Consider the following 16,469-nt stretch of genomic DNA (forward strand, 5'->3'; position numbering starts at 1 on the left):
GCCGGTCGATGCCATCCTTGCCCAACGTAGGAGGCATTGTTGACATTGGCAATAGTCCACTACCTCAAACGTTGTGAACGGGTCCTATCTGTTCAGCGGCCGCAGCAGAATGGTCCCGCGTCCCCAGCAGGGCCCAGGCCCGTCAGAAGGAGGGAAGCAACGCGAGCAGCAGCGGAACCACCGTCAGGCAGATAAATGCCGGAAGCGCGCATAGGCCAAGGGGCAGCACCAGATGGATGCCCAGTTCTGCTGCGCGGCGCTCAGCTTCCCTTGCCCGGCTGCGCCGGATCTGATCGGCTTGGGCATGCAGCACGGCGGCTGAGGGTGCACCGCTTGAGGCCGCGAAAGCCAGGGCCCGGCGGAGCACATCCGCAGCTGCATGCAGCTGTGGTTTCTCGTCGCCCGGCGCGGCGGGACTGCTGGCGAGAGCCAGTACCCAGGCCTCCTGCCAGTCCGAGCCAAGCTCCAGGGCAATGACCACACCGGCCAGTCTCCGGGCCAACCGCGGATCGGTTGATTCACTGAGGATACGCAGGGCGGTGGGCAGCGGCCGTCCGGATACCAGGATGGCCGCAACCAGGTCGAGCATCAGGGCGGGATCGCTGATCCCTCCGCCCTCACCGCCGGTGACCCCGCCCGGGGCAGCGGCTTCCACCTTGCCGCGGTCGGGGCTGCTGGGCTGCAGTGCCGGTTCCAGGCGTGGCCGGTACAGGGCCCAGACGGCTGCACCCAGCAGCAGAGCCACCGCCGCCCCGGTCATGTTCCTGGTCTCACGCCGGTTCCGGTCCGGCCGCCCGGCGGACCAGAAGCCTGGTCCAGATCCGCGCGGCAAGGGCCAGGCCTGCGCCCGCCGCCGCCGCTCCCCACCCGACAGGTGTCTGGGCGAGCACGGTCAGGGGATCCGCGCCAAGCACATAGCCCATTCCCAAACCGGCGGCCGGCAGCCAGGTTAGGACCCGGATGGTCGCTTTCGGCCCGGACAGCGCCGTTGCCCTCGCCGCCCGGGCATCCAAGACGGATTCCAGACCATGGGCGTACCGCTCCAGGATCCCGGCGAGCGGGGCACCACTGCGTTCGGAGGAATGCACGCAGGCGGCGAGGTCGTTCCACACCATGGATTCAATGCTCCGGGCCGAGCGGGCTGCTGCCCGCAGCATGGGCACCGGACTGAGACCAAGCGCAGCCGCGCGTGCGGCAGACTCGAGGACCGCTGCTTCCTTTCCCCCGTCCAGAGTCCCCCGGCCCACCGGGCCCGCGCTTTCCCGGCTCAACCGGGCTGCGTCTGCCCACAGCTCGCCCGGGGCCCGGCCGGCTTTCAGCAGACCGGCCAGCTGATGCACCAGCAGCGGGAGCCGGTGCAGCTCCTCCTCCCGGCTCCCCGCCTTCAGCCGTGCGGCCTGCACCTGCCCCATCCGTGGGGAACCGCCAAATGACGCCTCCGGCCCCGGCGGACCAGACTGGGAACCCGCCCCGGGGCCAGGGAGTGGTTGCAGGATCCTTAGCTGGTTCCGGCATCCGCCGAGAAGTACCAGCCAGGCGGCTGCGAGCAGCAGGGCTACCAGTCCCCCAGCCATCACGCCGGGTCCTGCCGGCAGCCCGGGGCAAGCCGGACCGGCCTGCCGTGCGTCATATGCTTCCTCCCCCGGCTCCGAGCCGCTCCTGCAGCTGTTCCCAGCCAGGGTGCCGGCTCATTCCCCGCGGCCCGCGGGTCAGCGCCGTCACTGCGGACAGTTCCCCGCCGTTCGAGGACAGGACGGCTATCTCCGCCACCCTGCGCCCGGCCGGGGAACGTTCCAGGTGCACGACGGCGTCAAGCGCTCCCGCCGCCTGCAGAGCCAAGGCCCGGCCGCTCATTCCCGCCAGGGCTCCCAGGGCTGCCAACCGCGCGGGAACGGTGGACGCGGAATTCGCGTGGATGGTTCCGCCTGCCCCGTCATGCCCGGTGTTCATCGCAGCAAGCAGTTCGCGCACTTCCGCACCCCGGCATTCCCCCACCACCAGCCGGTCCGGCCGCATGCGCATGGCCTGGCGCACCAGGTCTGCCAGATCCACAGATCCGGCCCGCTCGATGTTGCTGTGCCGGGTCTGCAGGCCGACAACGTGGGGGTGCACGGGATCCAGTTCAGCGGCGTCTTCAATCAGGACCAGGCGTTCGGCCGGACCGCACAAGGAGAGAAGGGCGGAAAGGAGAGTCGTCTTGCCCGTGCCGGTGGCTCCGCTGATGAGGAAGTTCAGCCGTCCGGTGACCATTTTCCGAAGCACTTCTGCGAGGCCTTCCGTCAGCATGCCGCCGGCTTCGAGCTCTTCGAGCCGAAAGCTGCGCGGGGACCGCAGACGGATGGACAGCAGCGTCGCCCCGGTGGAAACCGGTGGAAGGACCGCATGCACGCGGTACCCGTTCAGCTGTACATCTGCGCAGGGACAGGAATCATCCAGCCGCCGCCCTCCGGCAGCGATCAGCCTGGTCGCCAAAGCCTGCACCTCCGAATCAGTGCTGAACCGGACATTGCTCCGTTCGAGGCCCTGCCCGCTGTCGGTCCATACCTGGTTGGGCCCGTTGACCAGGATGTCGGTTACCCCGGGCTGCAGAAGGGGCTGCAACGGGCCGAGTCCCTGCAGGTCGGCACGAACCCGGTCCACGGCCAGCCTGCCGCCTTCAGAGCCGAGCAGGCGGCCGCTGGAGAAAACGGCATCCGCGAGCGTGGCTCCGGTGACCGGAACTCCACCTGACAGGACTCCCGCCCGGATCTCCTCAATCAGGTCCCGTCCTTCGGGATCAGGGCTGTAGGTTCCGGCCGCACTGTAGGTTCCGGCCGTGCCGTGCCGGGCCTGTCTGCGGCTGCCGGGCTCTTTCACGGCATCCCCGGCAGCACGGGATCGATTTCCCGGAGGATCCGGACCAATGCGGAACGCAGCCTGCGCCGCCGCAGCTCCAGGAGCCTTCCGTTGTCAGAAGCCGGGCTGAGCGCACGCACCCACGGCACGTAACCGGCCAGCCGCAGGCCAACAACCTCCGAGACGCGGACTTCGTCCAGTCCCTCCCCCAGCGGACCCCGGACAACGGCGAACGTTTCCGGGGGATCGGCACGGAGCGAGGCCCACCAGGACCGGGCGGCCAGCAGCAGCTGCGCACGGCCAGCCAGGACAGCGAGCACCACATCGCACTGGGCCAGCGCCGGCGACCGGGCAGCTGGACAGGACCCGAGGTCAAGGAACGTCAGATCAAATCCAGCCCGCGCGGCCTGCAGCACAGAGGGGAGCACCTCGCGGTCAAGATCTGACGGCGGAGGCTCCCCCGCCGGGTGTGTCAGCAGGGAGAATCCGCCCGCTGCCGGCAGGGCGGAAACCAGCTGTGCGGGGTTCACCGTGCCCCTGACTTCGGCAAGATCCTTCCAGCGCAGACCCGTGGACGCACCCGCGCCCAGCCGGTGTTCCAAGCCGGCACCGGATGGATCCGCGTCCGCCAGCAGGACACTGCTCCCCCGGGCTGCCGCTTCCTGTGCAAGCAGGCAGGCCAAAGTCGATCCGCCCGATCCGCCGAAGGTGCCCGCCACACCGATAACAGAGCCGGTGGGCCCGTTCCTGCGGGCCAGGTACTCTGCCAGCCAGGTTCCGCCATCCGGAAGGACGACGACCCGGTCCACGGCGCAGCGTGCCGCGTGGATCCAGGGACGGTCGGACTCGAATCCGATACAGATGGTTTCGATGCCCCGCAGCGGCGCCAGCGAATGCCCGTCGCGGACCAGTCCATCCGCGGCGATAAGCACGGTCCCGCACGAATGCCGCAGGGCACCGGCAAGGTCCTCCGCCAGAATCAGCTCCACGCCCGCCGCGACGGCTATCCGGGCGGCCTCATCCTGCAGCCGCTGTTCACCCGGCTTGACCAGTACGACGGCGGCTGTCCCCGGTTCGTCCCGCCCCCGGGGCACCTGTCCGGGAGAAGTGCCTCGCCGCTGCCGTTCCGGGAGCCAAAGCATGGTGTCAGTCATGGGTTGAATCTGCCCGGTCCGGGACAATCCGCCAGCTGCGAGAGCAGGATCTGTGCAGCCGGACGCGCGTTCAGCCGTTCGAGGCGCCCTTGTGGAGGAACAGTGCCGCGCCCCGCGTTCCCCCGCCCCGGATTCTCCCCCACCCGGGCCCGCCCACCGCCTAATGCGGACCACTCCTGTCCGCAGTCTTCGGCCACGGGCCCGGCCGTGTCCAAGGCCGCCCGCCGGACGGGCGAGAATAAGGAGGTGTACATCCTCCTCGCCCCGGCGGCCCCGGCGGCCCCGGCAGCGCCGGCAGCAGCCCCGGGTTCCTGGGTCATGCAGCCGGCGGACGCCAGCGGCACACCTTCAGCACCCGCCGCCGTCGTCCCGGGCTCCGGCCTGGCGCAGGCGGTGGCCGCCGCGGAGGCGCAGCCGGTCCGCTGGGTCTGGCACCGCACCCGGGAAACCTATGGCTCCCTGCTGCAGGCGGGTATCAGCGTTGAGCGCAGCCATGATCTCAGCCTGGTGCGGGAAATCCTGCGCAACTCGGAGTTCGCTGCGGCCACCCCCTATATTGAGCGGCTCCGGGCCGAGGCCAGCGCACCGGAAGCCGATCCCGCTCCGCGGCAGCTCCTGCCGCTGCAGCCGTCCCCGGACCAGGGATCACTGTTCGAAGGCATCGACGGATTCGATGCAGGCCCACGCCCAAAGCGCGCCGTCCCGGTGGAGGATCTCGGGGCCGAGCTGCGGGACCAGCTGGCCGCCGTCGCCGGTTCCCCGGAACGCCGCCGCCTGAGCCTGCTGCTCGCCGCTGAGTCGGCCGGCGGGCTGGTCGCCGCCGAGATGGAGCACGCCGGCATTCCCTGGCGCCGCGATCTGCATGAGGCCATGCTCCAGGCGGAGCTGGGACCCCGCCCTCCGGAAGGCCAGCGCCCGGCAAAGCTGGATGCCCTGGCAGCTGAACTGCGCAAAAAACTCGGCAATCCCACTTTCAATCCCGATTCACCGCAGGAACTGCTCCGTGCCCTGCACCGGGCAGGCATCGAGGTCCGCACCACCCGGACCTGGGAACTGCAGGAGCACCACCACCCCGCGATCGAACCGCTGCTGCGCTACAAAAAACTCTCCCGGCTGCTCTCAGCCAACGGGTGGTCCTGGCTGGATGAGTGGGTGGACGGCGGACGGTTCCGTACCGAATATGTGGTGGGCGGCGTGGTGTCCGGCCGATGGTCCTCCCGAGGCGGTGGCGCGCTGCAGATCCCCAAGAACGTCCGCGATGCGGTCCGCGCGGATCCCGGGTACAAGCTCCTGGTCGCCGACGCAGCCCAGCTGGAGCCGCGGGTGCTGGCCGCCCTGGGCCAGGACAGCACGCTGGCCGCCGCGGCCCGCGGCAAGGACCTGTACCAGGGCATCGCTGACCAGGGTTTCAACGGGGACCGTTCGCTCGCGAAGATCGCGATGCTCGGCGCGATGTACGGTGCCACCAGCGGAGAGGCCGGCCGGTTGATGCCGGTCCTGACCAGGACGTATCCGCGGGCGATCGATGTCGTTGAACGCGCAGCACGCACGGGCGAGGCGGGGAAGACCGTCTCCACCCACCTCGGGCGCAGCACACCGCCGGAGTCCGAAGCCTGGTTCCGTTCCCAGCAATCCGCGTCCGCGGAGGAGCAGCGCCGGGCCGACAACCTGGCCCGGTCCCGGGGGCGGTTCACCCGGAACTTTGTGGTTCAGGGAACCGCGGCGGAATGGGCCACCTGCTGGCTGGCGGGGATACGACGCCGGCTGCGGGCAGCGTCGCGCACGTCGCCTGCGGGGCAGCTGGTGTTTTTCCTGCACGACGAAGTGATGCTGCACGTTCCCGGGGAGCGCGCAGAAGAGGCGGCCGTGATGGTGGAAGCTGCTGCGGCGGAGGCCACGGAGCTGCTCTTCGGCAAGATACCGCTGGAATTCCCGGTGGTCGCCACCGTGGTCGATTCCTACGCCGAGGCGAAGTAGCTAGAAGTCGGGCACCATTTCCTGCGAGCTGTCCCAGGGCAGGGTCCAGCCCAGCTGGTTGAACAGGTTGTCGAGGATCAGGGCGGTAAACCCCCAGACCACCACGCCGTTCACCAGGAACGCCGGCCCGCGGTGCTCCTGCCCGCCGCGGGCCACCACCGTGGTGCGCCGGTTTGCCGGGTTCAGCAGGTCCGCCACCGGAACCCGGAAAACGGAGGCCGATTCGGCTTCGTCCACCACGTCCACCGGGGTGGGGCGGTCCCACCAGCCCAGGACCGGTGTGACCAGGAAATTGCTCACCGGCAGGCCCACCTGCGGCAGCGTGCCCAGCACCCGCACGCCCGCAGGGTCCAGGCCGGTCTCCTCGTTGGCTTCCCTCAGCGCAGCGGCAACCGGATCGGCGTCGGCTTCGTCCACACCGCCGCCGGGGAAGGCGACCTGACCGGGATGCGCATTGAGCGTAGCGGCCCGCTCCACGAACAGCACGTCGAGGTCATCGGGCACGGCGTCAGCGTGGAACCCTGCGGGATCCTCGTCCAGCACGCCGAACAGAATGAGGACCGCAGCCGGCCGGGCCTGGGCAGGATCGACGGCGCGGGTTAGGAAACGCAGGTCCTCGCTGAGGCTGCCGCGTCCCGCCGTGACCTGCGCGCCGAAGGCTTCCAGCTGGGCCTGGGCGCTCATGCTTCGAGGCCGTAGCCGGCAGCACGCAGCTCGGCCCGGGTCTCCGAGGCCAGCATCCGTGCCAGAAGTTCCTCGCGCCCCGGAGCCAGCTCATACTTGAGCAGTTTGCGTGCCTTCTCCGGATCGGTTTCGCCTTCGCCGAAGGACGGGCACAGCTGGGCGACGGCGCAGACTCCGCAGGCCGGTTTTTTGGCGTGGCATACCCGGCGGCCATGGAAAACCACCCGGTTGGACAGCGGCGTCCAGTCTTTGGGCTCAAAGAGCTGCGCAACGTCCTCCTCAACCTTCACCGGGTCCTTGGACGTGGTCCAGCCAAACCGCCTGGAAAGCCGGAGGAAGTGGGTGTCCACGGTGATGCCGGGAACTCCGAACGCGTTGCCCAGCACCACGTTCGCCGTTTTGCGCCCCACGCCGGCCAGCTTGACCAGGTCCTCGAGCCTGTCCGGCACCTCGCCGTCGTAATCATCAACAATCTGGGTTGCCAGCTTTTTGATGGCCGCGGACTTGGCGCGGAAGAATCCCGTGGGCCGGATCAGTTCCTGCAGTTCTGACTCGTCGGCTTCCGCCAGGGCCTGCGGGTTGGGATACCGGGCGAAGAGGACCGGGGTGACGGCGTTGACCCTGACGTCGGTGGTCTGCGCCGAGAGCACGGTGGCGATGAGGAGTTCGAACGCGTTCGTGAAGTCCAGTTCGGCGACCGCATAGGGGTAGAGCTCCCCCAGCAGCCGGTTGATCTTCCGGGCCCGGCGCTTCAGGGCCAGCAGGGAGGCATCGTTGCCGGTTGCCATGGGATTCGTGTCCTTCACAGTCAGCGATGCCCCGGTGCGCCCTCTCAGCGGAGGGCGGACCGGGGCATCGGCAAGGGTTTAGTGCCCGGAGTTGTCGTCGCTGACGCGCTCGATGTTGGTGAGATCCCGCAGCACGCCGATGCGCCCGGTGCGCTTGTCCTGGACCAGGAATTCGTGGCCGCGGTCTTCCAGACCCAGCTCCCAGTCGCCCGGGTAGAACATAAACAGCGGCAGGCCGGTGCGCTCATCAACAATCTGGCGCGGGGTGCCGACGGCAAACCAGAAGGCCTCCACCACGTTTTCATTCTCTTCGCGGGTGGCGGAGATCGACTCCTGGGCCTGCGTGGCCGGCTGGCTGGAGGACGCCGCGCCGGAGGCGACGGCAGGGTTCACCGTGGTGGCCGGCAGGGACTCCCCGGCCGGTGCCTGGGATTCGGCGGCGGGCCTGTGCTGGGCCGCGTCCGACGGCGATGCTGCGGCGGCCTGAGCACCGGCGCCGGCGCCGGCAGGGGTGCCAGCCGCTGAGGCAGCGCCCGCAGCAGCGGCGGCACCGGCCAGGCCTGCGGCTCCGGTTCCCGCGGTCTGCTGCTGGTCAGCACCGGTCTGGGCGGGCCGCCCGGTGTCAGCACGGTTTTCTCCGTGCCCGGCGTTGAAGGCGGGACGACTCTGGTCTCGCGCGTCGGGCGCGGCACCGGCCTGGCCGGAACCTGCCTGGCCTGTTCCTGCCGGGCCGGCACCCGTCTGGGCAGCACCTGTGTGGGCAGCTCCGGCCGGGTTGCGGCCAAACGTGCCGGCGGCAGCCGGGGCGGCGGGCGCTCCCGCGGCGGGGCCCTCCGGCTTGGGAGACGGAACAGGCTTGGGCGCGCGGTGCAGCGGAGCGGCGTCCCGGGCCACCGGGTGGGCCGGGATTTCCGTGCGGCCCTGGAAGTCTTCCGAGAAGGGAGGAATGTGCGGAGCGAAGGTTGTTGCCGCCACCAGCACTACGGAACCGATCAGCCCGATCAGTGAGCCAATGCTGAAGACGTAGACCAGCTGCAGGAAGAAGAAGATAACGGCCAGCACGGCTATCACGGAGGCGAACTGGTCCACCGACAGTGAGCCGACCCGCAGCTTCATGTCCGGAGCCAGGCGCCGGGCGATAAACAGGCCCGCGGCAAGCAGGGGCATGATGATGCCGATGCCAACGTAGAAGAGGCTGAACGCGGTCCACAGGTTCAGTCCGCTGCCAATGGTGAAGGGCAGTACGCTTCCCACCAGCATCACCAGGACGGCGGAACCCACCACGATGTCACGCAGCCCGAACGGACCGGCGACAGCCTGCTGCCGGGTTCCCTCCGCCGAGGCCTGCCGCGGCGCTGGCGCGTTCACGTTTGTGCTGGCCTCGTTCTCGACATGGGGATGGTTCATTCTGGTCTCCGTTCCGACAGCAGCCAACCGGAAGGCGGGTGCGCCGACCGTGCAGGACACCGCATGCGCAGGGCCACAAGCGGATTGCTTTCAGTGACAGCCTAGTCAACGGCGGCAGGACAGACTACCCGGATCACGTCTCCGGCAGCCTGCGGACCCTACCGTTTACCGCATAATTACCGCGCTTCACGGCGGCCGGTGTGAGCGGTGCCACAACATTGTTCCAGTCGCGTTAGGGTTAGGAGAACATCCGAATAACCCCCGCCGGCCGGGCGCCAGCCCGGCTTCAGGCCGGGTTCGAGCCAACCGAAAGGGTCCGCGATGTCTGATCAGCTTCCGGTCAAACAGCATGGTGACGCACTGGAGAACCTGTACCATGAGCACCGCAGTTTTCCGCCGAGCGCAGAATTTTCCGCAGCCGCAGTGGCACAGCCTGAACTGTACGAGGAGGCTGCTGCCGAAGGTCCGGAGTTCTGGGCCAAGCAGGCGCGGCAGCTGCTGACCTGGGACGAGGATTTCACCCAGACCCTGGACTGGACCGGAGCACCGTTCGCGAAGTGGTTTGTGGGCGGCAAGCTCAACGCTGCCTACAACGCCCTGGACCGCCATGTCGAGGAAGGCCGCGGCGACCGCGTCGCCATCTACTTTGAAGGTGAACCCGGCGACACCCGCACCTACACCTATGCGGAACTCACCGAAGAGGTCAAGAAGGCCGCCAATGCCTTCGAATCCCTCGGCGTGAGCAAGGGCGACCGGGTAGCCGTGTACCTGCCGATGATCCCCGAAGCGGTCATCACCATGCTTGCCTGTGCCCGGATTGGCGCCGTCCACTCGGTGGTCTTCGGCGGCTTCTCCGCCGATGCACTGCGCAGCCGGATCGACGACGCCGAAGCCAAGCTGGTTGTCACAGCTGACGGCTCCTACCGGCGCGGCAAGCCGAGCCAGCTCAAGCCTGCGGTGGATGAGTCGCTGCGGAAGGACGGCCACACGGTTGGCCACGTCGTCGTCGTCAAGCGCAACGGCCAGCCGGTGGAATGGACCGAGGGCCGCGATGTGTGGTGGGACGACGTCGTCTCCTCCGCGAGCGCCGAGCACACCGCTGTGCCGCACGATTCCGAGCACCCGCTGTTCATCCTGTACACCTCGGGCACCACCGGAAAACCCAAGGGCATCCTGCACACCACCGGCGGCTACCTGACGCAGACCGCGTTCACCCACCGGGCAACCTTCGACCTCAAGCCCGAGACCGATGTCTACTGGTGCACCGCGGACATCGGCTGGGTCACCGGCCACAGCTACGTCACGTACGCCCCGCTGATCAACGGTGCCACCCAGCTCATGTACGAAGGCACCCCGGACAGCCCGCATCAGGGCCGCTGGTGGGAACTCGTGGAGAAGTACAAGGTCAGCATCCTCTACACGGCTCCGACTGCGATCCGCACGTGCATGAAGTGGGGACGGGATATCCCGGGCAAGTTCAACCTGGATTCCATCCGCGTGCTCGGCAGCGTGGGCGAGCCCATCAACCCGGAAGCCTGGATGTGGTACCGCACGGTGATCGGCGGCAACGGCGGGAAGAAGGAAACCCCGGCTCCGATCGTCGACACCTGGTGGCAGACCGAAACGGGCGCCCACATGATCACCCCGCTGCCCGGCATCACTGCCACCAAGCCCGGCTCCGCGCAGGTGCCGGTCCCGGGGATCACCGTGGACGTGGTGGATGAGATGGGCGAATCGGTTCCGGACGGCTCCGGCGGTTTCCTGGTGATCCGTGAGCCGTGGCCTGCCATGCTGCGCGGCATCTGGGGAGACCCGGAGCGGTTCAAGGAGACCTACTGGTCCCGTTTCGACAACATGTACTTCGCCGGTGACGGCGCCAAGAAGGACGAGGACGGCGATATCTGGCTGCTCGGCCGGGTGGATGACGTGATGAATGTGTCCGGCCACCGGCTCTCCACCACCGAGATCGAATCCGCCCTGGTCAGCCATCCGTCGGTGGCGGAAGCTGCCGTGGTCGGAGCCACCGACGAAACCACCGGTGAGGCCGTGGTCGCGTTCGTCATCCTGCGCGGCAGTGCCAAGGACGACGACGATATCGTCGCCACCCTGCGCAACCACGTGGGCAAGGAGATCGGCCCGATCGCCAAGCCGCGGCACATCCTGGTGGTCCCCGAACTGCCGAAGACCCGCTCCGGCAAGATCATGCGGCGCCTGCTCAAGGACGTGGCCGAGGGCCGCGAGCCCGGCGATTCGAGCACGCTGGCGGACAACACCGTGATGTCCCAGATCGCGGAGTCACTGCGGAAGTAGCCGGCGCCGGCCAACCGGCCGTGCGCTAAATGAGAGGTGCCCCTCCCAACCGGGAAGGGGCACCTCTCGTTTATTGCGTGGAAAGACGTGGTCAGCCGACGACGGCGTCCACCTCCACCTCAATGTTGCCGCGGGTCGCATTGGAGTACGGGCACACCTGGTGGGCTTCTTCAACGAGCTTGTCCGCCATGGCCTGGTCCACACCGGACATCTCTGCATGCAGGGCAACGGCGAGCTGGAAGCCGCCCTCCGCGGTGGGATTGATGCTCACCTCCGAGGTGACGGCGCTGTCGCTGATCGTCACCTTGGCCCGGCGGGCGACCAGCTTCAGTGCGGAGTGGAAGCAGGCAGCATAACCAACGGCGAAGAGCTGCTCCGGGTTGGTGGCGCCCCCGGCCCCGCCCATTTCCTTCGGCACGGCCAGCTCCACGTCGAGCAGCCCGTCGCTGCTGCGGGCCGCGCCGTCCCGGCCTTCGCCGGTGGCTGTGGCAACTGCTGTGTAAAGGGCACTCATGGAAACTCCTTGGGGTAGGAAGTGGTTGCAGCGAGGGCGGGACTACCCGCCGTTCACCAAGTAGACTAACTAGTACGTCTACTTAAAGCCAATGATCACAGGAGGCCCCATCCATGGCACCCGACCTTCCCGCCAAGGGCCGGCCCGTCCGGGAGCGCCTCCTGGACACCGCCGGCACGCTCTTCTACCGCGAGGGCATCCGCGCGGTGAGCGCGGACAAGATCATCGCGGCGGCGGGCACCACCAAGGTGACCTTCTACCGGCACTTCCCCACGAAGGACGATCTGGTGGCCGCGTACCTGGACGAGCAGTCCAGGCGGATCCGTGAGGCCGCCGGCCGGCTTCCGGACGACCCCTGCGAGGCCCTCACCGGCCTCGCAGCCGCCATGGGCGAGGAGGCCTGCCGTCCGGGTTTCCGCGGCTGTCCCTTTATCAACGCTGCGGCTGAATACCCGGACCCGGGCCATCCCGTGCGTGCCGCCGTCGACCGGCACCGCACCTGGTTCCACACCCTGGTGGCAGGGCTGGTGGCCCGCCTGGGCGCTGCGGATCCGGAAGCCGCCGCCAGCCAGCTGGTTATGCTGCGCGACGGCGCCATGGTGCACGGATACGTCTCGGAACCGGGCGGTGTGGGTGCTGCCATGCTGCAGGCCGGCCGGGCCGTCCTGCGGCTGCACATGCCGGAGCCCGTCACCGCCTAGACGCCCGCTCCCAAGGCATCCCCGCAGGCCGGAGTGTGGAACGGGGACGAAATCAAGCCGGCGCGAAGAATCGTGACGTTGGGCTCATCAAGTGGCGAAACCCCTCCGCAGCTAGCACAATCAGCAGTTGTGTCTACTACCTCCACAGCAGTGAACCCCGCCCAGCGTGCACGGATGGCCCGCAGGGTTGCCGGTGCCTCCTTTGTCGGAACCGCGTTGGAATCCTATGACTTCTACGTCTTCGGCACCGCCGCCGCGCTGATCCTGAACCGGGTGTTCTTCCCGGCCGTGGACCCGCTGACCGGAACACTCCTGGCCTTCCTGTCCCTCGGCATGGGGTTCATCGCCCGGCCGCTGGGGGCCGTGCTCTTCGGACACATCGGTGACCGGATCGGACGGAAGAAGTCGCTGATCTACACCATCGTCCTGATGGGCGTGGCCACCGGAGTGATCGGCCTGCTGCCGGACTACAGCACCATCGGCGTCTGGGCACCGGTCCTGCTGGTGACCCTGCGCCTGCTCCAGGGCCTGGCCGTGGGCGGTGAATGGGGCGGCGCCGTCCTGATCGCCAGCGAACACGCCGAGCCCAGGAAACGCGCCCTCTTCGCCGCGATCCCCCAGATCGGTTCCCCGGTCGGCACGATCATGGTCACCGCAACCTTCCTGGTCCTCACCCAGGTCTCCCCCGAAGCCATGGAAGCCGGCGTCTGGCGCATCCCGTTCCTGCTGGCCTTCCCGTTTATGGCTGTGGCGCTCTACCTCCGGCTGGCCATCGATGAAACTCCGGTCTTCAAGGACGTCGCCGAGCACCATCAGGTGGCCCGGGTCCCAGTCCTCGAGGTGCTCCGCACCCAGCGCGCCGCCGTCGTCATCGCCATGGCCGCCGCACTGCTGGGCATCGGATCCTACTTCCTGATGACCACCTACACCCAGGCCTACGGTGTGTCCGAACTGGGGCTGTCCGAGTCCACCGTCCTGAACGCAGCGCTCGTAGGCTCGATCCTGCAGCTGGCCACTATTCCGGCCTTCGGCTACCTGGCCACCAAAATCGGTTCGGCGAAGGTGGTGGCCGCAGGCGCAGCCTGCACCCTGCTGATTTCCTTCCCGCTGTACTACCTGATCAGCATCGCCAACCAGCCGGTGTACATCCTCACCATCCTGATCGGCGGCATCTTCCCGACGGCGGCCTGGGCAGCACTGGGCGGGCTGATGGCGGATCTGTTCCCGGCACGCACGGGTTTCACCGCCATGTCCCTGGCGTACAGCTTCGCGGGAATCGCGGCCGGGTTCACCCCGGCGGTCACGCAGCTCTTCTCCAATGCCACCGGGGCGGCCTGGTGGCATCCCGGCGCGGTGCTGGCGCTGATGTCCCTGATCACCATCGGCGGCGCACTGGCAGCGGGCCGGATGACCCGGGCCCGGGCGCTGGCCGATGCCGGAACCCCGGTTGCGGCATAGTTGATCCCATGACTACCGAACGCACCCGCAACCTCCTGGTCCTGAACGGCCCGAACCTGAACCTGCTGGGCACCCGCGAGCCCGCCGTCTACGGCACCGGCACCCTGGACGACGTCGAAGCCGCGGCCGTCGCCGCCGCCCAGGCGCACGGCTGGACCGTGGACTGCATCCAGTCCAACCACGAGGGCGACCTGCTCGATGCGATCCACGGTGCGCCGGGACTCGCGGACGCCATCGTCATCAACCCCGCCGCCTACAGCCATACGTCAGTGGCGCTGCGGGACGCACTGTCCGGTGTGGGGCTGCCCGTCGTGGAAGTGCATTTGAGCAACATCCACCAGCGGGAAGAGTTCCGCCACCACTCGTTTGTCTCCGCGGTGGCGGAGGTCGTGATCTGCGGCGCTGGAATTGCCGGCTACCGCATGGCCGTGGAGTACCTCGCCGAGTCGCTGGACGCCAAGGCAGAGCAGTAACAATCCCTGCGGCAGCCGCCCGCAGCTACTCGCTGATGCATTCGCCGGGCGACACCGGGCTCACGTAGTCCGGCGCCGCTTCGGCGATCGGGCCCAACTCGGCCAGGGACAGCGCGTAGCCGATCGGCTGGTCGCTGGTGGTCTTGGCGAAGATCACGCCGGCAACCCGTCCGTCGATGTCCAGCAGCGGTCCCCCGGAGTTGCCCTGCTGCACGTTTGCCGCCAGGGTGTACACCTCCAGGATCTCCGGTGAGGTGCCGTAGATGCTGCGGACCGAGACGTCGCCCAGGTTCTGGACCATGGCCGGCTGCAGCCGGAACGGGCCGCCGGCCGGATACCCCGCGAAGGCAGCCGTGGTTCCGGTGGGAAGTTCCTCTCCGAGCCGGAGCGGATCTGCGCCGAGGTTCTCCACCGCAATCACTGCCAGGTCCCGCGCCGGGTCGAAGTGCACCACCTTCCCCGGGCGGACGCCGCCGCCGGGCACCTGGACCACCGGTTCGCTGACCCCGGCGACCACATGCGCGTTGGTGACCACCCGGTCCTCGGCGATGACGAAGCCGGAGCCTGTCTGGTTCTGCCCGCACTGGAACGCCGTGCCGGTGATTTTCAGGACCGAGCCGGAGGCGGCAGTCAGCGCCTCGGAGCTGATGCCTTCGGCCGGGATCTCCGCTGCCTGCGGGGCAGCGCCGTCGAAAATCCGGGGCAGGCCTTCCGCGAGCGTAAAGGAACGGATCTGCGCGGCCCAGGTCTTGACCGGGGTTGGCGTCACCGACTCAATCGCGGTCAGGACCCTGGAGGATGCGATCTGCTGCGACAGGAACGGCATGCCCAGCGTGCCGATGCTGAACGCCAGCATGGACATCACCAGCGCCGCCACCAGCACGTTCAGTGCCCCGCCCAGGATCCGGTCCAGGGCGCGCAGCGGTGCGAAGTTAAACCAGCGGCGGACTCCTGCGCCCAGTGCCGCGCCGGCCGCGTGGCCCACCAGGACCAGCACGACGGCGGTTGCTATCACCGCTGCCAGCCGCCAGCCTTCGTCCGGTACCCAGCCGGAGACGAGCGGAATGGCAAAGAAGGCAGCCGCGGCACCGGCGACGAAGCCGACGATGCCGCCAAGAGTTACGGCCAGTCCGTTGCGCAGGCCGGAGACAAGGTAGAAAACCAGGGCAAGCAGCAGGATGATGTCCAGAACGGTGAGTCCGAGCACAAAGAGCTCCAATAGGATGTAATGACGCGTGCGGCTGCCAGGCTGAGCCCCTTGATCCACGAGTCTAGCGGGCAGCGCTGACGATTCCACGGCGGTGTTGCCCGGGCCACAACGCCGTTGGGCTTTTTATCATCCGAGGGCGAACAACGCTATTACGGGTGTCACATGGACGTTCGGTGCGGCAAGATAGTACAAGCGACAACTATTTACAGGAGATTTCATGGATATCGAGGTATTGCGCCGTGCGCCTTTGTTCGCCTCATTGGGAGACGACGTCTTCGCCGCTCTGACCGACGAGCTCACCGAGGTCGATCTTTCGCGCGGAGCCTCTGTCTTCCGCGAGGGCGATCAGGGTGACCAGCTGTATTTCATCGTGTCCGGAAAGATCAAGCTGGGGCGTTCAGCCCCGGACGGCCGCGAGAACCTGCTGGCTATTCTCGGCCCGGGCGAGCTGTTTGGCGAAATGGCCCTGTTTGACCCCAGCCCCCGGACCGCCACGGCCACCGCTGTGTCGGAGACCCGGCTGGCCGGGCTGCGGCACGAGAACCTGCGTGCCCTGATCGAGACCCGCCCCGAGGTGTCCGTCCAGCTGCTGCAGGCTCTGGCCCGCCGGCTGCGGCGCACCAACGAGTCCTTGGCCGACCTGGTCTTCTCGGATGTTCCGGGCCGCGTTGCCAAGGCCCTGCTGGACCTTGCCGACCGCTTCGGCCGCCCGGCGACCGACGGCATCCTGGTGGCCCACGAACTGACCCAGGAAGAGCTGGCGCAGCTGGTTGGCGCCTCACGGGAGACCGTGAACAAGGCTCTGGCGGAGTTCGTCCAGCGCGGCTGGCTGCGGCTCGAAGCCCGCGCCGTCGTCATCCTGGATGTCCAGCGGCTGCGCCAGCGCTCGCGCTAAGCCCCGTACCGCAGACCAGAACGGCACCGCTTCCCCGGAGGGAAACGGTGCCGTTTTGCTGTC

Annotated in this window: 15 protein-coding genes; 6 read left to right on the top strand and 9 right to left on the bottom strand. The window is 68.2% G+C overall.

Translation table 11 applies throughout. The annotated features are described in order from the left end of the window. Positions 1–142: 142 nt before the first annotated feature. From AL3_RS03235 to ssd, 4 genes are all read right to left on the bottom strand, one after another. The gene (locus AL3_RS03235; protein ID WP_066296526.1) at positions 143–760 is read right to left on the bottom strand and encodes a type II secretion system F family protein; all 618 of its coding nucleotides are present in this window, start codon (positions 758–760) and stop codon (positions 143–145) included. A 10-nt stretch (positions 761–770) separates the two neighbouring features. Continuing rightward, complete coding sequence (locus AL3_RS03240) at positions 771–1,412, bottom strand: type II secretion system F family protein (protein ID WP_066296533.1); 642 nt, start codon at positions 1,410–1,412, stop codon at positions 771–773. A 214-nt stretch (positions 1,413–1,626) separates the two neighbouring features. Continuing rightward, entirely contained in the window at positions 1,627–2,856 is a 1,230-nt protein-coding gene (locus tag AL3_RS03245; RefSeq protein WP_370664962.1) for a TadA family conjugal transfer-associated ATPase, read from the bottom strand. Continuing rightward, a complete protein-coding gene (gene ssd, locus AL3_RS18855) occupies positions 2,853–3,989 on the bottom strand; it encodes a septum site-determining protein Ssd (protein WP_083521389.1) in 1,137 nt (378 codons plus the stop codon). Before ssd ends, AL3_RS03245 begins: the two co-directional genes overlap by 4 nt. Positions 3,990–4,235: 246 nt before the next feature. Between ssd and AL3_RS03255 the strand changes: the two genes are divergently transcribed. Next, positions 4,236–5,966, top strand: a complete 1,731-nt coding sequence (locus tag AL3_RS03255) for a bifunctional 3'-5' exonuclease/DNA polymerase (RefSeq protein ID WP_066296537.1) — start codon at positions 4,236–4,238, stop codon at positions 5,964–5,966. Here AL3_RS03255 and AL3_RS03260 read toward each other — a convergent pair whose 3' ends face one another. The 3 genes from AL3_RS03260 to AL3_RS03270 form a co-directional block, all read right to left on the bottom strand. Beyond that, entirely contained in the window at positions 5,967–6,650 is a 684-nt protein-coding gene (locus tag AL3_RS03260; protein ID WP_066296542.1) for an NUDIX hydrolase, read from the bottom strand. Next, positions 6,647–7,438 carry an endonuclease III gene (gene nth / locus AL3_RS03265; protein WP_066296545.1) on the bottom strand — a complete coding sequence of 264 codons (792 nt, stop codon included), beginning with the start codon at positions 7,436–7,438 and terminating at the stop codon, positions 6,647–6,649. Before nth ends, AL3_RS03260 begins: the two co-directional genes overlap by 4 nt. 78 nt (positions 7,439–7,516) lie before the next feature. Beyond that, on the bottom strand, positions 7,517–8,845 hold the full coding sequence (locus tag AL3_RS03270) for an MFS transporter (RefSeq protein ID WP_066296548.1): 1,329 nt from the start codon (positions 8,843–8,845) through the stop codon (positions 7,517–7,519). A 321-nt stretch (positions 8,846–9,166) separates the two neighbouring features. Here AL3_RS03270 and acs point away from each other — a divergent pair, with 321 nt between their 5' ends. Continuing rightward, the gene (gene acs, locus AL3_RS03275) at positions 9,167–11,155 is read left to right on the top strand and encodes an acetate--CoA ligase (protein ID WP_066296551.1); all 1,989 of its coding nucleotides are present in this window, start codon (positions 9,167–9,169) and stop codon (positions 11,153–11,155) included. A 91-nt stretch (positions 11,156–11,246) separates the two neighbouring features. On the opposite strand, the gene AL3_RS03280 is transcribed toward acs, so the two are convergent. Next, entirely contained in the window at positions 11,247–11,669 is a 423-nt protein-coding gene (locus AL3_RS03280; RefSeq protein WP_066296554.1) for an organic hydroperoxide resistance protein, read from the bottom strand. 113 nt (positions 11,670–11,782) lie between these two features. On the opposite strand from AL3_RS03280, the gene AL3_RS03285 reads away from it, so the two are divergent. From AL3_RS03285 to aroQ, 3 genes are all read left to right on the top strand, one after another. Further along, complete coding sequence (locus AL3_RS03285) at positions 11,783–12,370, top strand: TetR/AcrR family transcriptional regulator (RefSeq protein WP_066296557.1); 588 nt, start codon at positions 11,783–11,785, stop codon at positions 12,368–12,370. Positions 12,371–12,499: 129 nt separating this feature from the next. Next, complete coding sequence (locus AL3_RS03290) at positions 12,500–13,828, top strand: MFS transporter (RefSeq protein ID WP_246168397.1); 1,329 nt, start codon at positions 12,500–12,502, stop codon at positions 13,826–13,828. Between the two features lie 8 nt (positions 13,829–13,836). Beyond that, positions 13,837–14,301, top strand: a complete 465-nt coding sequence (gene aroQ, locus AL3_RS03295; RefSeq protein ID WP_066296561.1) for a type II 3-dehydroquinate dehydratase — start codon at positions 13,837–13,839, stop codon at positions 14,299–14,301. A 25-nt stretch (positions 14,302–14,326) separates the two neighbouring features. Here the strand turns inward: aroQ and AL3_RS03300 are convergent, their stop codons facing one another. Next, on the bottom strand, positions 14,327–15,508 hold the full coding sequence (locus AL3_RS03300; protein WP_066296563.1) for a MarP family serine protease: 1,182 nt from the start codon (positions 15,506–15,508) through the stop codon (positions 14,327–14,329). A gap of 220 nt (positions 15,509–15,728) precedes the next feature. Between AL3_RS03300 and AL3_RS03305 the strand changes: the two genes are divergently transcribed. Then, on the top strand, positions 15,729–16,406 hold the full coding sequence (locus tag AL3_RS03305; RefSeq protein ID WP_055239104.1) for a Crp/Fnr family transcriptional regulator: 678 nt from the start codon (positions 15,729–15,731) through the stop codon (positions 16,404–16,406). Positions 16,407–16,469 lie beyond the last annotated feature (63 nt).

Origin of the sequence: Arthrobacter luteolus NBRC 107841, from assembly GCF_001552075.1 — a bacterium.
Taxonomy (GTDB): Bacteria; Actinomycetota; Actinomycetes; order Actinomycetales; family Micrococcaceae; genus Arthrobacter_B; species Arthrobacter_B luteolus.